General features: G+C 72.0%; 13 protein-coding genes. 7 read left to right on the plus strand and 6 right to left on the minus strand.

Annotated features, from left to right (window positions below; translation table 11 throughout):
- Positions 1 to 10: 10 nt before the first annotated feature.
- The 7 genes from K1T34_RS37800 to K1T34_RS37830 all read left to right on the plus strand — a co-directional run bounded on the left by K1T34_RS37800 (position 11) and on the right by K1T34_RS37830 (position 7048).
- Complete coding sequence (locus K1T34_RS37800; RefSeq protein WP_220239516.1) at positions 11 to 1270, plus strand: ABC transporter substrate-binding protein; 1260 nt, start codon at positions 11 to 13, stop codon at positions 1268 to 1270.
- On the plus strand, positions 1270 to 1977 hold the full coding sequence (locus K1T34_RS37805; RefSeq protein ID WP_220239517.1) for an ABC transporter ATP-binding protein: 708 nt from the start codon (positions 1270 to 1272) through the stop codon (positions 1975 to 1977). Before K1T34_RS37800 ends, K1T34_RS37805 begins: the two co-directional genes overlap by 1 nt.
- Positions 1974 to 2687: an ABC transporter ATP-binding protein gene (locus K1T34_RS37810; protein ID WP_220239518.1), complete on the plus strand. Its 714-nt coding sequence runs from the start codon at positions 1974 to 1976 to the stop codon at positions 2685 to 2687. Before K1T34_RS37805 ends, K1T34_RS37810 begins: the two co-directional genes overlap by 4 nt.
- 24 nt (positions 2688 to 2711) lie before the next feature.
- Entirely contained in the window at positions 2712 to 4199 is a 1488-nt protein-coding gene (locus tag K1T34_RS37815) for a CoA-acylating methylmalonate-semialdehyde dehydrogenase (protein WP_220239519.1), read from the plus strand.
- Positions 4200 to 4208: 9 nt separating this feature from the next.
- Complete coding sequence (locus K1T34_RS37820) at positions 4209 to 4982, plus strand: SRPBCC family protein (protein WP_220239520.1); 774 nt, start codon at positions 4209 to 4211, stop codon at positions 4980 to 4982.
- A gap of 14 nt (positions 4983 to 4996) precedes the next feature.
- Positions 4997 to 5773 (plus strand): IclR family transcriptional regulator, encoded by a 777-nt coding sequence (locus K1T34_RS37825; RefSeq protein WP_220239521.1) that lies wholly within the window; start codon positions 4997 to 4999, stop codon positions 5771 to 5773.
- Between the two features lie 156 nt (positions 5774 to 5929).
- A complete protein-coding gene (locus K1T34_RS37830; protein ID WP_220239522.1) occupies positions 5930 to 7048 on the plus strand; it encodes a hypothetical protein in 1119 nt (372 codons plus the stop codon).
- Positions 7049 to 7366: 318 nt separating this feature from the next.
- Here the strand turns inward: K1T34_RS37830 and K1T34_RS37835 are convergent, their stop codons facing one another.
- The 6 genes from K1T34_RS37835 to K1T34_RS37860 form a co-directional block, all read right to left on the minus strand.
- Positions 7367 to 8794, minus strand: coding sequence for a UbiD family decarboxylase (locus K1T34_RS37835; RefSeq protein WP_220239523.1), 1428 nt, complete (start codon positions 8792 to 8794; stop codon positions 7367 to 7369).
- An 82-nt stretch (positions 8795 to 8876) separates the two neighbouring features.
- The gene (locus K1T34_RS37840) at positions 8877 to 10145 is read right to left on the minus strand and encodes a YeeE/YedE family protein (RefSeq protein ID WP_220239524.1); all 1269 of its coding nucleotides are present in this window, start codon (positions 10143 to 10145) and stop codon (positions 8877 to 8879) included.
- A 62-nt stretch (positions 10146 to 10207) separates the two neighbouring features.
- Complete coding sequence (locus tag K1T34_RS37845; RefSeq protein WP_220239525.1) at positions 10208 to 10447, minus strand: hypothetical protein; 240 nt, start codon at positions 10445 to 10447, stop codon at positions 10208 to 10210.
- Positions 10448 to 10472: 25 nt separating this feature from the next.
- Positions 10473 to 10661, minus strand: coding sequence for a hypothetical protein (locus tag K1T34_RS37850; RefSeq protein WP_220239526.1), 189 nt, complete (start codon positions 10659 to 10661; stop codon positions 10473 to 10475).
- 35 nt (positions 10662 to 10696) lie between these two features.
- Positions 10697 to 12427 carry a hypothetical protein gene (locus tag K1T34_RS37855; protein ID WP_220239527.1) on the minus strand — a complete coding sequence of 577 codons (1731 nt, stop codon included), beginning with the start codon at positions 12425 to 12427 and terminating at the stop codon, positions 10697 to 10699.
- 59 nt (positions 12428 to 12486) lie between these two features.
- The gene (locus K1T34_RS37860) at positions 12487 to 14277 is read right to left on the minus strand and encodes a selenium-binding family protein (RefSeq protein ID WP_220239528.1); all 1791 of its coding nucleotides are present in this window, start codon (positions 14275 to 14277) and stop codon (positions 12487 to 12489) included.
- Positions 14278 to 14382: the final 105 nt, after the last annotated feature.

Here is a 14382-nt window from a genome sequence, read left to right on the forward strand (position 1 = left end):
AGGAGACCCGATGCGAATCCTGCGCACCCGCGTCCTCTGCGGCGCACTCTGCCTCCTGCCGGCGCTCGCCTCGTGCGCGCCGCCGGCCGCCGATCACACCGCCGCGCAACGCACCACCGGCCCGCTCACGGTCGGGTTCGTCGACAGCCTCTCCGGCTCGCTCGCCGGAGCCGGGCAGGACATGCGCGACGGCCTGACCCTGTGGCTGGACCAGAACCAGGGCCGCATGGCCGGCCGCGATGTCAAGCTCCTGGTCGAGGACGACCAGGGCTCCACCGAGACGGGCGTCCAGGTCACCAAGCGCCTCGTCGAGCAGGCCGAATCCGACCTCGTCATCGGGCCGCTCGCCGGCAACGTCGGCGTCGCGCTCGGCCAGTACGTGAAGACCACCGAGGTGCCGCTGGTCTACCCCATCCCCACCAGCGACATCTTCGTGCACAAGGACTATCCGACCGTTTTCCCGGTCACGGGCACCGCACCCCAGTTCAACGCGCCGCTGGGCCGGTGGGCGATGGACCGCGGGCACCACCGGGTCGCCACGATCTGCTCCGACTACGCCTTCGGGCAACAGGTGTGCGGCGGCTTCGCGGGCACCTACCGCGCAGCGGGCGGCCAGTTGGCCGGCCAGCTGTGGCCACCGCTGGGCAGCTCCGACTTCGCGCCGTTCATCTCGCAGCTGCGCCAGATCGGGGCGGACGCAGTGTTCGTCGGCCTGATCGGTGCCGACAGCGTGAAGTTCCTCAAGGCCTGGAACGACTTCGGCATGACCGGGCACGCGACGTTGCTCGGCTCCGACCCGTCCTTCGACCAGGCCGTGCTGCGCGGCGTGGGCAAGCAGTCCCTCGGCCTGGTCTCGATCGGGCACTTCGCCGAGGGCCGGGAAAGCCCGGCGACGCGGCAGTTCACCGACGCGTACCGGCAGAAGTACCACAAGCTGCCCAGCTACTACTCGGCGAGCGGTTACCTCGCCGCGGACTGGACGGCCCGCGCGCTCGTCGCGAACGGCGGCAAGGTCGGCGATGCGAGCGCGTTCGTCCGGACCATGCGCACGATCTCCTACCCCGACAGCGTCTTCGGCCCGATCCGGGTCGACGAACGCGGCCAGCCCGTCTACAGCGTCTACCTGCGTGAAGTGACTCCAGGTCCGGACGGAAAACCGTGGAACACCGTCACCTCGACCATCCCCGACGTCGGCGCCACCGGCGGCCTGACCTACGCGGAATACCTGTCCCACCCCGTGCTCTCCCGCGAATACCAAGGAGGCGTCTGATGGCGCTCGCACTGGACGACATCGGCCGTGAGTACGGCGGGCTGCGCGCCCTCGACGCGGTGACCTTCACCGCCGGCGAGGGCGAGCGGGTCGGGGTGATCGGGCCCAACGGCGCCGGCAAGAGCACGTTGTTCCGGGTGATCGCGGGCAGTGAACGGGCCAGCCATGGCCGGGTCACGTTCGACGGCAAGGACCTGTCGGGGATCTCCGCCCGGCGCCGGGCGCGCCTCGGCATCGGCCGCACGTTCCAGATCACCGAGCTCTTCGGCACGCTCACCGTCGAGCAGAACGTGCTGCTGGCGGCCCGGGACGACGACCGGATCACCGACGTGCTGAAGCGGTTCGACCTGCAGGCGTGGCGCTCGTCCCGCGTCGACGAGCTCGGATACGGGCGGCAGCGCCTGGTGGAGCTGGCCGTCACCTTCGCCACCGGTGCGCGGGTGCTGCTGCTCGACGAACCGGCTGCCGGCCTGGGCGCGGCGGAGCGGGTGCTGATCGGCGAGGCCATCCGGCAGCTGCCGGAGAACGTCACCGTGCTGCTGATCGAGCACGACATGGACCTGGTCCTCGGCCTCGTCGACCGGGTGCTGTGCCTGTCCAACGGACGGCTGGTCGCCGATGCCGGCGCGAGCGAGATCCGGGACCACCCCGCCGTGCGCGAGGTCTACCTCGGCGACCACGACGACGAAAGCGAGATCGCGTCATGAGCACTTTCACCGTGACCGGGCTCGCGGCCGGTTACCAGGGACATCCGGTGATCGACGGCCTCACCCTCACGGTCTCCGGCGGCGAAGCCGTCGCCCTCGCCGGGCGCAACGGCATGGGCAAGACGACCGCGCTCAAGGCCGTGATGGCACTTTCCGTGCCGAGGGTGTCGGCGGGCAGTGTCCGCTTCGATGACACCGAACTGACGCGGCGCAAGCCCCACCAGATCGCCCGGGCCGGAATCGGCTACGTGCCGCAGGGCCGGCGGATCTTCCCCAGTCTCACCGTCGACGAGCACCTCGACATCGTCGCCCGGCCCGCCCCGGCCGGGTACGAGCCGTGGACCTGGCAGCGGGTCTTCGACCTGTTTCCGCGGCTCGCCGAGCGCCGCCACCACCGCGCGGGCACCCTCTCCGGCGGCGAGCAGCAGATGCTCGCGATCGCCCGCGCGCTGATGACGAACCCCCGGCTGATGCTGCTCGACGAACCCAGCGAGGGGCTGGCGCCCCGGGTGGTGCGCCAGGTCGCCGACATCATCCGAACTCTTCCCGAGTCCGGGGTCAGCGTCCTGCTCGCCGAGCAGGACCTCGGCATGGTCCGCCGCGTTGCGGACCGCGTCTACTTCCTCGATCGCGGCAGCGTCGCCGCCGAGGTCACGTCCCGCGAACTCAGCGAGCGGGACGATCTGCTCGACCGCCACCTCGGCGTCTGAACTTCCGTGGAGGAAAGGAAACCTGTGAAAACCATCCAGCATTTCGTCGGCGGCGCCTTCGTCCAGGACGAACCGGCCGCGTGGGCCGACGTGCACGACCCCGCCCGCGGCAGCGTCGCGGGCCGAGTCGCCCTCGGCGACGCCGGTGCCGTGGACCAGGCCGTGAAGGTGGCGCTCGACGCGCAGGCCGCCTGGGCCGAGGAGTCGCTCGGCGTACGCCAGCAAGTAATGCTGGAGTTCATCCGGCTGGTCGAGCGCTCGCGTGACGAGCTGGCCGAGCTCGTGACCGGCGAACACGGCAAGACGCTCGCCGACGCCCGCGCGGAGGTCAACGCGGGTCTGGACGTCGCGAAGTTCGCCGCCGGGATCCCCCACCTGCTCAAGGGGGACTTCAGCGAGAACGTCTCCCGCGGTGTCGACACGTACTCGATCCGCCAGCCGCTCGGGGTCGTCGCCGGTATCACGCCGTTCAACTTCCCCGTGATGGTTCCCATGTGGATGTTCCCGATCGCCATCGCATGTGGGAACGCCTTCGTGCTCAAGCCGAGCGAGAAGGACCCCTCGGCGTCGAACCGCCTGGCCGAGCTGGCGCTCGAGGCCGGGCTGCCCGCCGGCGTGCTCAACGTCGTGCACGGCAGCGCCCCGGCCGTCGACGCGCTGCTGGCGCACCCGGACGTCGCCGCGGTGAGCTTCGTCGGGTCGACGCCGGTGGCCCGGCACGTCTACGAGACCGCGGCCAAGCACGGCAAGCGGGTGCAGGCCCTCGGCGGCGCGAAGAACCACCTTGTGGTGCTGCCGGACGCCGACCTCGACGCGGCCGCCGACGCCCTCGTCTCCGCCGCCTACGGTTCGGCGGGCGAGCGGTGCATGGCGATCTCGGTCGCGGTGGCCGTCGGCGGGGTCGGCGACGCGCTGCGCGATCGTCTGGTGGAGCGCATCGGCCGGCTGTCCACCGCGGACGGTCACGACGAGGGCGCCGACATGGGCCCGCTCGTCACCGCCGACCACCTGCGCCGCGTGACCGGATACGTGCAGGCCGGCGCCGACGCGGGCGCGGACCTCGTGGTCGACGGCCGCGACGTGCGTGTTCCGGGGCGGGAGAACGGGTTCTTCCTCGCGCCGACGCTGCTCGACCACGTGCGCCCGGACATGACCGTGTACACCGACGAGATTTTCGGCCCGGTGCTGTCGATGCTGCGCGTCGACACTCTGGAGGAGGCCGTCGGGCTGATCAACGGCGGCGAGTACGGCAACGGCGTCTCCCTGTTCACCCGCGACGGCGTCGCCGCGCGGAAGTTCCAGCACACCGTGCAGGCCGGCATGGTCGGGCTCAACGTGCCCATCCCCGTGCCGATCCCGTACTTCCCGTTCGGCGGCTGGAAGCACTCGCTCTTCGGCGACTCGGGCCAGTACGGCGAGGACGGCATCCGGTTCTTCACGCGCCGCAAGGTCGTCACGAGCCGGTGGGCGCCTTCGGCGGGTTCCCGTGTCGACATGCGGTTCCCGGCCTAGGGGGCGTTCGTGCGACTGGAGAACAGCTTCACCGTCGGCCTGCCGCCCGCGCAGGCGTGGGCTGTGCTCACCGATCCGGAACGGGTCGCGCCGTGCATGCCCGGCGTGCACCTGGACGAGGTCGAGGGCGACGACGTTCGCGGCGGCCTGCGCGTGAAGGTCGGGCCGATCACCGCCGAGTACTCCGGCTTGGCGCAGTTCCGCGAACGCGACGAGGACGCGGGGGTCGTGGTCGTGGCGGCGTCGGGGCGTGAGGTGCGCGGCCGCGGTTCGGCTGCGGCGACGGTGACGCTGCGGCTGGTGCCGGCCCCGGAAGGCACGCGGGTCGACCTGGCCACGGAGCTCGCGCTGACGGGACGGCTGGCGCAGTTCGGGCGTGGTGTGCTGGGCGAGGTCACGGGGCGGCTGGTCGACGAGTTCGCGCGGGCGCTGGCGGACGAGGTGGCCGGATCGCGGGCTCAGGCTGCGGAAGTGCCTCAGGCCGCGGTGTCGGGCGTGGCAGCGGTGGCCGCGGCTGAGCCGGTGGTGGAGGTCGTCGATCTGGCGGCCCAGGAGTGGCCGGACGACGAACCCGTGGGTGCTGCTCGGTCGGCAGAGCCCGCCGGTGAGGCTCCGGTCGTGAGTGTCGGCGGTGGCCGGCCGAGCCCGGAGGACCGGTCGCACACTCGCAACGCGGAGACCGTCGTTCTGCGGGCCATCGCCATTCCGGTCGCCAAGCGCGTGGTCCCGGCCGTGGCCGCCGTCGTCGCGGCGATCGTGCTCGCCCGCCGGCGGCGCCGATGACAGAATCTCCCGCAATGACCAGTTCCCCTTCCTCGGCGGGCCTGCCGGTTCCTTCGGTCGCCCGCGCCGCGTACGTGCTCGACGCGCTCGCCGCCGCCCCCGACGGGCTGCCGCTCAGCGAGCTCGCGCGGGCCATCGGCGCGCCCAAGAGCAGCTGCCTCGCCGTGTGCACGACGCTGGTCACCACCGGGCTGCTCACGCGCACCCCGGGTGGGCACTACCGGCTCGGCTGGAAGGTCGTCCCGCTCGGGCGGGCCTACCTCGCGAAGTCCGGGTTCGTACTGGAGTTCCGGCGCGTCGACCAGGAGCTGGGCCTGCTGCCCGAGGACACGATCGTGCTGTCGCTGTTGGACGGACGCCACGTCGTCTACGTCGAGACGCGGCCGGGATTGCGGACGCTCGCGATGTCCTACGAGATCGGCCTGCGGCTGCCCGCCCACTGCACGGCGAGCGGCAAGTCGCTGCTCGCGTCGCTGGCCGACGACGAGATCGCCGGCCGCTACGCCGACGGCCGCTTCGAAACCCTGACCCCGCACAGCATTTCGCGGATGCCGCAGCTGATGGCGGAGATCGGGAGCACCCGCGCGCACGGTTACGCCGTCGACGACGAGGAGACCGCGCCGGGCATGATGTGCGTCGGCGCAGCCGTCGCCGGGCGCGGCGGGCAGCCCGTCGGTGCGCTGTCGGTGAGCATGGTCAAGTCCACTGTCGACGATGAGCGGCTGAAGCAGTCGGCGTCGGCGATCCTTCGCCTGAGCACCGCCATCACCGAGCGTCTCGGCGGGCTGTAATGATTGCCCCGGCTCCGCCGGGGCGTGCGAGATCGCCTTTGAGCCGGCTTCTGGAGTGAGCGGTCGGATCGGCCTGGCGGCCGATCGCACCGCTCACTCCAGAAACCGGCGCGATCTCGCCCTCGGGTGGCACGATGGCGCCGGAGAGGGGGGACGATGACGACGGAAGAAGAACTGGACGCGCTCGCCGCCGGCGACTCGCGCGAGTGGCTGGCGTTCGACGAGTCCGAGCGGCGCTGGTCCTGGTACTACGGCGAGGACCACCGGCGGGCCTTGCCGTGGCGTCAGCTGAGTCGTGTCCAGCTCGCCGAGGCGGTCTGCCACGCCGTCGGGTACATCCGGGAGCCGGGTGTGCGCCGGCTGCGGAGCAGCCGCGACCCGGAAGCGTTGCCCCTGCTGGTGGTGCGCTGCGTCGACTGGGTACCCCAGGTGCGGGAGATCGCCCGCGCGGCGGTGCTCGCCCGGTTCGCGCAGGCGGATCGGGCCGGCCTGCTGCCGCTGGTCGTCGCACTGAGCCGGCGGGCCGTGGATGGCTGGGTGGACGAGCACCTGCTGCAGCCGATGCTGCGCTCGCCCGAGCTCCTCGACCTCGCGCTGGCGTCGCCGGACCTGCGGACCCGCCGGACGGTCCACGAGTCGGCCCTGCACGCCGGGCTGCTCTCCGACGAGCAGCTGGCTTCGATCGCAATGCACGACCACGACGACGTGATCCGCACGCGCGTCGGCCACCTCCTGCTCGACCGCGGCGACCCCCGCTTCGTGCTGCCCCTGCTCGACGGCGGCGCACCCAAGGTGCGGGCGCGGGCGTTGCAGCTCCTGGGCGTCGAGACGGCCCGGGAACGGCTGGCGGAGAGCTCGTCGCTGGTGCGGTCCATGGCGCAGGCCTTGGTGCTGCGCTCGGGCGGCGACCCGGCGGCGTACTACCGGGAAGCGCTGCGGTCGGGTGCCGTGACGCGCGCGACCGTCGCCGGACTCGGCGAAACGGGGACGCTCGACGACGTCGACCTCGTGCGGGCGCAGTTCGCCGACGACCGGCCCCGGGTGCGTGTCGCCGCGGTTCGTGGCCTGCGCCGGCTGCTGGCGAACCCCTCGGACCCGCGGGCGGCCGAGTACGGCCGCGAGCTGCTCACCGACCCTTCGCCCGGCGTGGTCCGAGAGGCAGTCGCCCTGCTCGACCGCCGCCTAGGCCCGGCGGACCGCTCGCTCCTGCTCGACTTGGCGGCGCCCGCCCGCTGCACGTCCGCCGCGGGGCGCTCACTTTGCTGCGCGGGTTGAGCCGGTGGTCCCGGCTCGCGACCGACCTGTGGCTGCTCAGCGTCCCCGGCGAGCTGTTGGCCGACGAAGCCCGCCGCGACCTGGACGAGTGGCGCCAGGACGGCTCCAGCGCGTTCACCCGGCCGTCGCCCGACCTGGCGGCGCGGGATCGGCGAGCTGCTGGCCGAGCTGGAGCCCCAGCTCGGCCCTGCGGTGACCGGGGAACTGCGGAACCGCGCCCAGGTGTGACGGCTGTCCGTCCGAAGTGGACAGCCGTCACGTCCGGCCACACAAGCCCGTCACGACTGAGGCGCGTCGCCTACCCGTCACGCCCAGCCGTCACACCCACCCGGGCAGGTCGCTCACGGCCGTGATCGTCTCGACGGCGTCCACGTCCACCGCCTGCATTGCTTCTTCCGGCACTCGCGCGCGAGCCGGGAAGACGACCGGCGGGGCGGGTTTGGTGGCGTCGACGATCACGGCGGAGGAGCGTTGCGGGGTGCGCCCGCCCGCTTCGTCGTAGGACCAGTTGGTGGGCAGCAGGCCGCCGGGGCCGTTCCAGCGGGGGATGATCTGCAGGTCCTGCGACGCGTCGAAGCGGGTGCCGATGGCCCAGGCGACTTCGCGTTCGTCGTAGACGTCGATGTCGTCGTCGACGATGACGATGGCGCGCAGGTTCTCCGGCTCGGTGTTGAGGGCGGCGAAGGCGGCGCGCGTCGGGTCGGTGTCGGAGTTCTTGCGGATCGACAGGTAGCAGTGCATGCGGGCGTGCAGCGGGATGTTGACCGCGCGCAGGCCCGGCACCTTCTGCTGCACGGCCTCGTGGATGCTGGCGATGCGCGGCAGTGCGCCCATGAGCCGGTGTTCGCGGCCGGAGGCCTGGATGTCCTGGAAGATCGCGTCGCGGCGCATGGTGATGGCGTCGACCTCGATGACGGGCTTGCGGCCGCCGCCGACGTAGTGGCCGGGCCATTCGGCGAACGGGCCTTCCTCCTCGAGCTCGTCGGGCAGGATGTGGCCCTCGATGACGATCTCGGCGTGCGCGGGCACGGGGATGCCGGACGTCACGGTGGGGACGGTGGCGACCGATTCGCCCAGGTAGGCGCCGGCGGCGTCGTACTCGCCGCCGATGCCCGGGACCCGCGACACCGCGCCCATGAGGAACGCCGGGTGGTGCCCGATCACCAGCGCGATCGGGGTGGGCTCGCCGCGTTCGGCGTAGCGGCGGTGGATGGTGCCGCCGTCGTGGGAGCCGAAGAACCACACCCCGAGGCGCCGGGGGCCGTAGATGTGATGGCGGTAGATGCCGGCGTTGATCGCGCCCGACTCCGGGTCGCGCGTCACGCCGACGGCGGCGGTGAGGAACGGGCCGCCGTCCAGCTCGTTGTGGGTGGGGATCGGCAGGCGGGTGAGGTCGGCGTCCGCGCCGCGCCACACCACCTCCTGCACCGGCGCCGCGCCCTCGAACTCCACCGGCGGGTGCGCGGCCCGGCCCTGGCCCGCGACCGACGAACGCACGAGCGTCTCGGCCTCGACCCCGAGGGCCAATGCCATCCGCTCGTGCGTCGCGACGAGGTTGGTCAGGCACCGCAGCTCGCTGCCGGCGACGTCGCTGAACAGCAACGCCGGGTAGTCGCCGCGCTTGTCGTACCACGCTCCGTAGGCGGTGACACCGAACCGCGGGTCCACCTGCTTCGACACGTGCTTGACCTCGCCCGCACCGGTCGAGACCACCTCCGCGAGAAACGACCGCAGATCCTTCGTCACCGTGAGCCTCCCAAAAGACGTCAGACGTCTGACGCACTATAGGAAGACAGCTCCGGCCTCGACAAGGTGTCCCACCACCTGGTCAGCAGATGCTGTCGCTCGGCCGCGGGTTGACCAGCCCGAACAACGGCCGCAGCCGCAGGCCGACCCAGGTGCCGAAGAGGGCGAACAGGCCCCACAGCCAGCCGTGCAGGCTGCCGGTGGAGATGCCGGCGAGGTACGCGCCGATGTTGCACCCGCCGGCGAGCCGAGCGCCGATGCCCATCAGGATGCCGCCGAGCACGGCCGCCACCGCGGTGCGCCACGGGATTTCCGCCCGGATCTTCCACGTCCCGGCCGCCGAGGCCGCGACGGCCGCACCGAGGATGATGCCGAGGTCGGTGAGGCTGGTCTTGTCCGTCCAGATCGGGCCGGCGAGCGCCTTGGCGTTGGTGCTCGTCTGCCAGAACTCCCAGGTCTCGGGGTGCAGGCCGACGAGCTGCAGCAGCTTCGCGCCCCACAGCGTGAACGCGAACGTGACACCCCACGTCGAGCCCGACACGAAGACGACCGCCGCCGCGAGCACGCCGAGCACGAGGGCGCCGACGAGCAGCGGCCACGAACCCCGCAGCACGCGCGCGAAGCCGTGCGCGGTCGGGACGGGTTCGACCGGGGGCGGCGTGCGCCGCGCCTGCACGAGCCGGGTCACCACTACGACCACGGCGAGCGCGGCCAGCGTGATCGCCCAGGAACCGGCCCAGCCGACGTGGTCGGCGAGCAGGAACCCGGAGACCTGCGGCCAGCCGGTGAACACGGGGTAGGCCCAGCTGTAGAGCACCGAGCCCGCGATGAACCCGCCGAGCGTGAGCACGATCGTCGACTGGCCCGCGCCGACGGCGAACAGCGTGCCGGACGCGCACGCGCCGCCCAGCTGCATGCCGATGGCGAACACCGCCGCGCCGACGAACAGCGGCAGGCCGATCGGCCCCGCGGTGAGCTTCGGCGTGGCGCCGAACAACCCGGCGCCGGTGCCCGCGATGAGGGCGATGAGCGTGGTGGCCGTGCCGAGCAGCAGCGCGTGGGCCCGCAGGCCGGAACCGTTGCCGACGGCGATCAGCTGCCGCCACGCGGAGGTGAACCCGAAACGGGAGTGGAACAACGCGACGCCGAGGGCGAGGCCCAGCGCGAGCAAAATGCCGTACTTGCCGCCGTAGGTCGCCCAGACGTACCAGCTCAGCGCGACGCCGAGCACGGCGGCGACGGCCAGCGGCACCATGCGTACGGGCTCTTCCGGCGCGGGCCGGGGCGCCTCGCACGACGTCGGCGACGACAGCAGGAACTGGCTCGCCGGCAGGGGTTTCTTCACGGACATGGGAACTCCAGGGTCGAGGGGGACCGGCCACGGCGGCGGGCGGGCCGCCGTGGCCGCGGGGATCAGCCCCAGGAGGGCAGCAGCTTGCCCGGCACGCCGCCGAGCGACTGGAGGAGGCCGAGCGGCGGGACGCCGAGCGGGGCGAACGTCCAGATGTTGTTCAGGTCGCTCGTGTCGGGCTCGTCGACGACGACCACACCGGGCGTGTCACTGGTGGACGCCAGGGCGGGACCGGACGCGACGAGCGTGGCGGCGCCGGCGAACGCGGCGATCGCGGTGGCGCGGACGAGGGTCTTCTTCATCGGGATTCCTTTCGGCAGAAGGTTTTCAGGACACGGTGGTGATGAGGCCGAACACCGGGGCGAGCAGGTCGACCGGCTGCCCCAGCGGTCCGAGCACGCCACCGAGGTCGACGCCGGGCATCGCCCAGACGGCGGGTTCCGCGTCGGCGACGCCGGCGCCGAGGCCGGTGAACACCGCGGCCGCGGCGAGGGTGAGCAGGATCCTGCGTTTCATGCGGTTTCTCCTTGTATCGGGGATTTCTGACGGGTTCAGCGAAGGACCGCGGAGATCGGCACGACGGTCCCGTCGGGGACCCACTGGCCGGCGTAGTCGCGGTCCATCACCATGCCGGGGGCGTGGGGCTCCCCGGGGTCCATCGGCATCGCGTTGACCTGCGCCGACGCGTAGATCTGCACCTCGCCCGTCGCCGCCGCGGGGCCGAGCCACCGCGCGAACCCGCCGACGGTCGGGCTCTCGCCGCCGAACTCGTCGCCGACCGCGATGGCGTAGGACAGCGCCGTGGGGTCTCGCGGGTCGAAGCGCAGGGGCAGTGACGAGCTGGCGACCGCGTTCACGAGCGGGGCGTTGAGCAGCCACGGCGCCAGGTACAGGCCGTACTGGTAGGTCGGGCGGCTCTGCTGGGCTTGCTTGGCCTGCGTCAACGCGGGGTAACCACCGGCCCAGCCGGCCACGACGACCAGCGCGGTGTCCGGTCCTGGTTCGGCCTGGACGCCCAAGCCGTGACGGGCGGCGGTGTCCCGCACGAGCCGGGACGCTGCCCGGCCGCGGGGCGACGTGTCGTCGACGAGCGTGAGCGCGGCGGGTTTGCGGGCAGCCAGGAAGTCCACCAGTTTCACCAGCGCGCCACTGTCCTCGGGGGACAGTGCGTCGGCCGGGCACGAGGTGAGCACGTCACGACGGCCCGCGACGAGCCCGCCGAGCGCCGCGGACGCGCATTCCGGTGAGTCGGCCGTGACACCCGGGCCGGGCTCGGTGCCGGCGTCCACCTCGACGGCGGTGGTGGCGTCACCGCGGCGGATCCGCAGGTCGCTGCGCCCGGGTGGCAGGACGACGTCGGCCCACGTGCCCTCGGCGCCGGGCCGCGCGACGGACTGGACAACGGAGCCGTCCGAGGCGGTCACCGCGAGGTCGGCCCCGGCGCCGGCCGGGAAGTGGACCAGGTTGTGGCCCGGGCGCTGCGGGCTGACCAGGACCGGGTAGCCACCGGCGTCGGCGAGCAGCGGCACACCGGGCACGGGCAGCGGGCGAGGGGCCGGGATCGCCGCGAGCGCGGCCCACGCCAGGAACGCGAGCGCCACGCCGACCGCGCCGAAGCGGTACGTGCGGCCGGTGTCGCGCCGCAGCACCACGGCCAGCACCGTCACGACCAGGGGCAGCACCACGGCGAGCAGGACCGTGAGGCCGAACAGCGTGGTGTAGAGCCGCCGGTCGAACCCGGGGCCGGACAGCGCGAGCTCGACCCCGCCGGCCAGCACCAGGAGTCCGCCGAGTGTGAGGGACAGCGGTCCAGGCCTGATGGCGGTGGCCTGCCACTGCCCGTCCGACGAGGCGCTGAGCAGGGCGAACCCGAACCAGACGGTGGCGCCCGCCACGTACACGAGGTCCGCGGCGAACCCGAGACCCGAGCAGCCGGCCGACGTCTCGAGCACGACCAGTCCGACGAGCGCGACCGACGCCCACCGTCCGAACCGCGGCCGGCTCACCAGCAGCGGCACGGCGAGTGCGAGCAGGACGTGCACGGCGAGCGCGATCGGGTTGATCGGCACGGCGAAGAACGAACCGACGGCCAGCAGCGCCGACGCACCGCCGAGTCCGAAAAGGACAATACGCGTCCGTCGGCCGGGTGAGCCGGCCAGCGGAGCGAGCAGGCCCGCGCCGGCGAGGAAGGCGGTGGTGAGCAGCAACGCGAGCCGCAGCACGAGCGCCAGCGCGTCCACTCCGGACGAACCGGTGGCGGCCGTGAGGTCGTGGTGATCCATCGTGGACCTTCCGGGGAGGTCCGGTGCCGGGCCGCCGAAGCGGCCCGGCACCGGAGGGGTCACTTGACGTCGGCGTCCGCGGCCACGAACAGCTCCGAGTGCGGCTTGGCGTTGCCGAAGTCGCCGTGGGGCCAGGACTTGCGGTTGAAGTTGATCCCGACCTGGCCGGTGAACTCGTCGCGGAAGTTCTGGTCCACGGAGATCTTCCCGTCCGGGCCGAGGTTCAGCAGGTTGACCTTGTGGTCACCGTCTAAACCGGACCGGGCGACGAAGTAGTTCGACACCGCGAGGTGCTGCGGCTGCGCCGTCTCGTGGTAGAACCCGTCGCTGCCGAGCGCGAGGTTGTCGTAGGCGCCCCAGTGCGGGCCGGCGCCCGGCGTGCCGGGGTTGATCGGCGCCGCGCCGACGACCGTCGGCAGGTCACCGCCGCCGCCCTGCTGCGCCTTGGCCTTGGTGTCTACACGGCCCTGGATGTCCTCGATCCGGTCGCCGGCGTTGACCAGCTTCCGGATGTCGAGCACGTAGACGCCGCCGGTGGTGCCGGGGTCGTCCGCGCCGAGCGTGCCCTTCTGCCGCCCGACGATCGCGCGGTAGAGGTACTTGTCGTCCGGGCTGGTCTGGATCCAGCCGCCGTTGGAACTGGCGCCGTTGGCGTCGTTGCCCGGGTAGATGGCCTTGTTGGCCGCCCCGTCGTCGAACACCTCGATCCAATGCGGATCCTTCGCCGTGATGTCCGGCGTGTAGAACACCGCTCCACCCTGCATGGTCTGGGCGAAGGCGCCCTTGTGGCCCGGCAGGTTCGTCACCGTGGTCTCCATGACCGCGCGGCTTTCCGAGTGCAGCGGGTCGGCCGGGTCGGCGCGCGGGCCGTCCGGCAGGTAGGAGACCGCCTTGAGCTTCGGGTGGTTGCGGTCGGAGATGTCCCACGTGCGCACGGTCGGGCGCCGCAGGTACGGCGACGGCTGCTTCACCGGGTCGAGGATGATGTTGCGCGGTTCGGCGTAGTCGCTGGTGACCAACGTGTTCAGATCCTCGCGGGCCTGCACGCCGTGCGGGTTGGCGCACGTCGGTTTCCCGAGCTGCGGGAGGTTGTCGCACAGCTTGGGGTTGTCGCCTTGCGGTGTCGCGGCCGGGTTCTGTGACAGGACCTGCGCGTTCTGGTCGAAGTGCACGACCTCGCCGGGGCTGCCGGCGAACCCGTTGCCGATCTGCGTGCTGCCGTCCTGGTAGGTGTACGGCCCGGGCACGACCGGCCCGCCCATGTAGGTGCCGTACGCCGTGCCGTCCTTGAGCACCCAGTACGCGTCGGGCACCGAACCGCCGAGCGTCTGTGTCGGCAGGCTGACGCCCTTGAGTTTCAGCTGTGGCAAGGAACTCACATCGAACGCATACGTCGCCGCGGCGAACAGTGCGCCCGCGTAGATCGTGTCGCCCTTGTGCCACACGTACTGCATGTGGTGCGGCTCGTTCTCGACGAGCGGGCCGACCGTCGCGGTGTTCACGACCTTGCCGTACGACGGCGAGCCCTGCGTCGCGTCGATCACAGCGAGGAAATCGGGACCGGGCAAGGCGTTCTTCACCTTGTTGAGCCCGCCGCCGAGGGTACCCGGCAGGTTCTTGACGTCCTTCACCGCGGTGTCGGCGATGTTCTCGTCACCGGCCCACACGAGCAGCCACTTCTTCGGCGTGCCCGACTTCGCGGTGAGATCCTTCGACACCAGGTGGTTCTGCACCCAGTACTGCTTGCCGTCGGCCGCGGTCTTGCTGTCGGTGAACACCTGCACATCCGCGTACGCACTCGTGCTCGCCCCGGTGTAGGTCACCGCCGCGATCGCCAACGCGGTGGCCATCGACCCCGTCACCACCTTCCGCCAACGCGGACTGGATCGCATGCACGTTCTCCTTGTTCGTCGTTCCCGCGCCCGTTTTCCGGGCAGGACAAAGACACCGTCGGT

Source organism: Amycolatopsis sp. DSM 110486 (genome assembly GCF_019468465.1).
GTDB lineage: Bacteria > Actinomycetota > Actinomycetes > Mycobacteriales > Pseudonocardiaceae > Amycolatopsis.

Bases quoted from the DNA above. Each gene is read 5' to 3' on its own strand.
- K1T34_RS37840 (WP_220239524.1), bottom strand. From the start codon at position 10,145: ATGTCCGTGAAGAAACCCCTGCCGGCGAGCCAGTTCCTGCTGTCGTCG.
- K1T34_RS37805 (WP_220239517.1), top strand. From the start codon at position 1,270: ATGGCGCTCGCACTGGACGACATCGGCCGTGAGTACGGCGGGCTGCGC.
- K1T34_RS37800 (WP_220239516.1), top strand. From the start codon at position 11: ATGCGAATCCTGCGCACCCGCGTCCTCTGCGGCGCACTCTGCCTCCTG.
- K1T34_RS37810 (WP_220239518.1), top strand. From the start codon at position 1,974: ATGAGCACTTTCACCGTGACCGGGCTCGCGGCCGGTTACCAGGGACAT.
- K1T34_RS37825 (WP_220239521.1), top strand. From the start codon at position 4,997: ATGACCAGTTCCCCTTCCTCGGCGGGCCTGCCGGTTCCTTCGGTCGCC.
- K1T34_RS37855 (WP_220239527.1), bottom strand. From the start codon at position 12,427: ATGGATCACCACGACCTCACGGCCGCCACCGGTTCGTCCGGAGTGGAC.
- K1T34_RS37860 (WP_220239528.1), bottom strand. From the start codon at position 14,277: ATGGCCACCGCGTTGGCGATCGCGGCGGTGACCTACACCGGGGCGAGC.
- K1T34_RS37830 (WP_220239522.1), top strand. From the start codon at position 5,930: ATGACGACGGAAGAAGAACTGGACGCGCTCGCCGCCGGCGACTCGCGC.
- K1T34_RS37850 (WP_220239526.1), bottom strand. From the start codon at position 10,661: ATGAAACGCAGGATCCTGCTCACCCTCGCCGCGGCCGCGGTGTTCACC.
- K1T34_RS37845 (WP_220239525.1), bottom strand. From the start codon at position 10,447: ATGAAGAAGACCCTCGTCCGCGCCACCGCGATCGCCGCGTTCGCCGGC.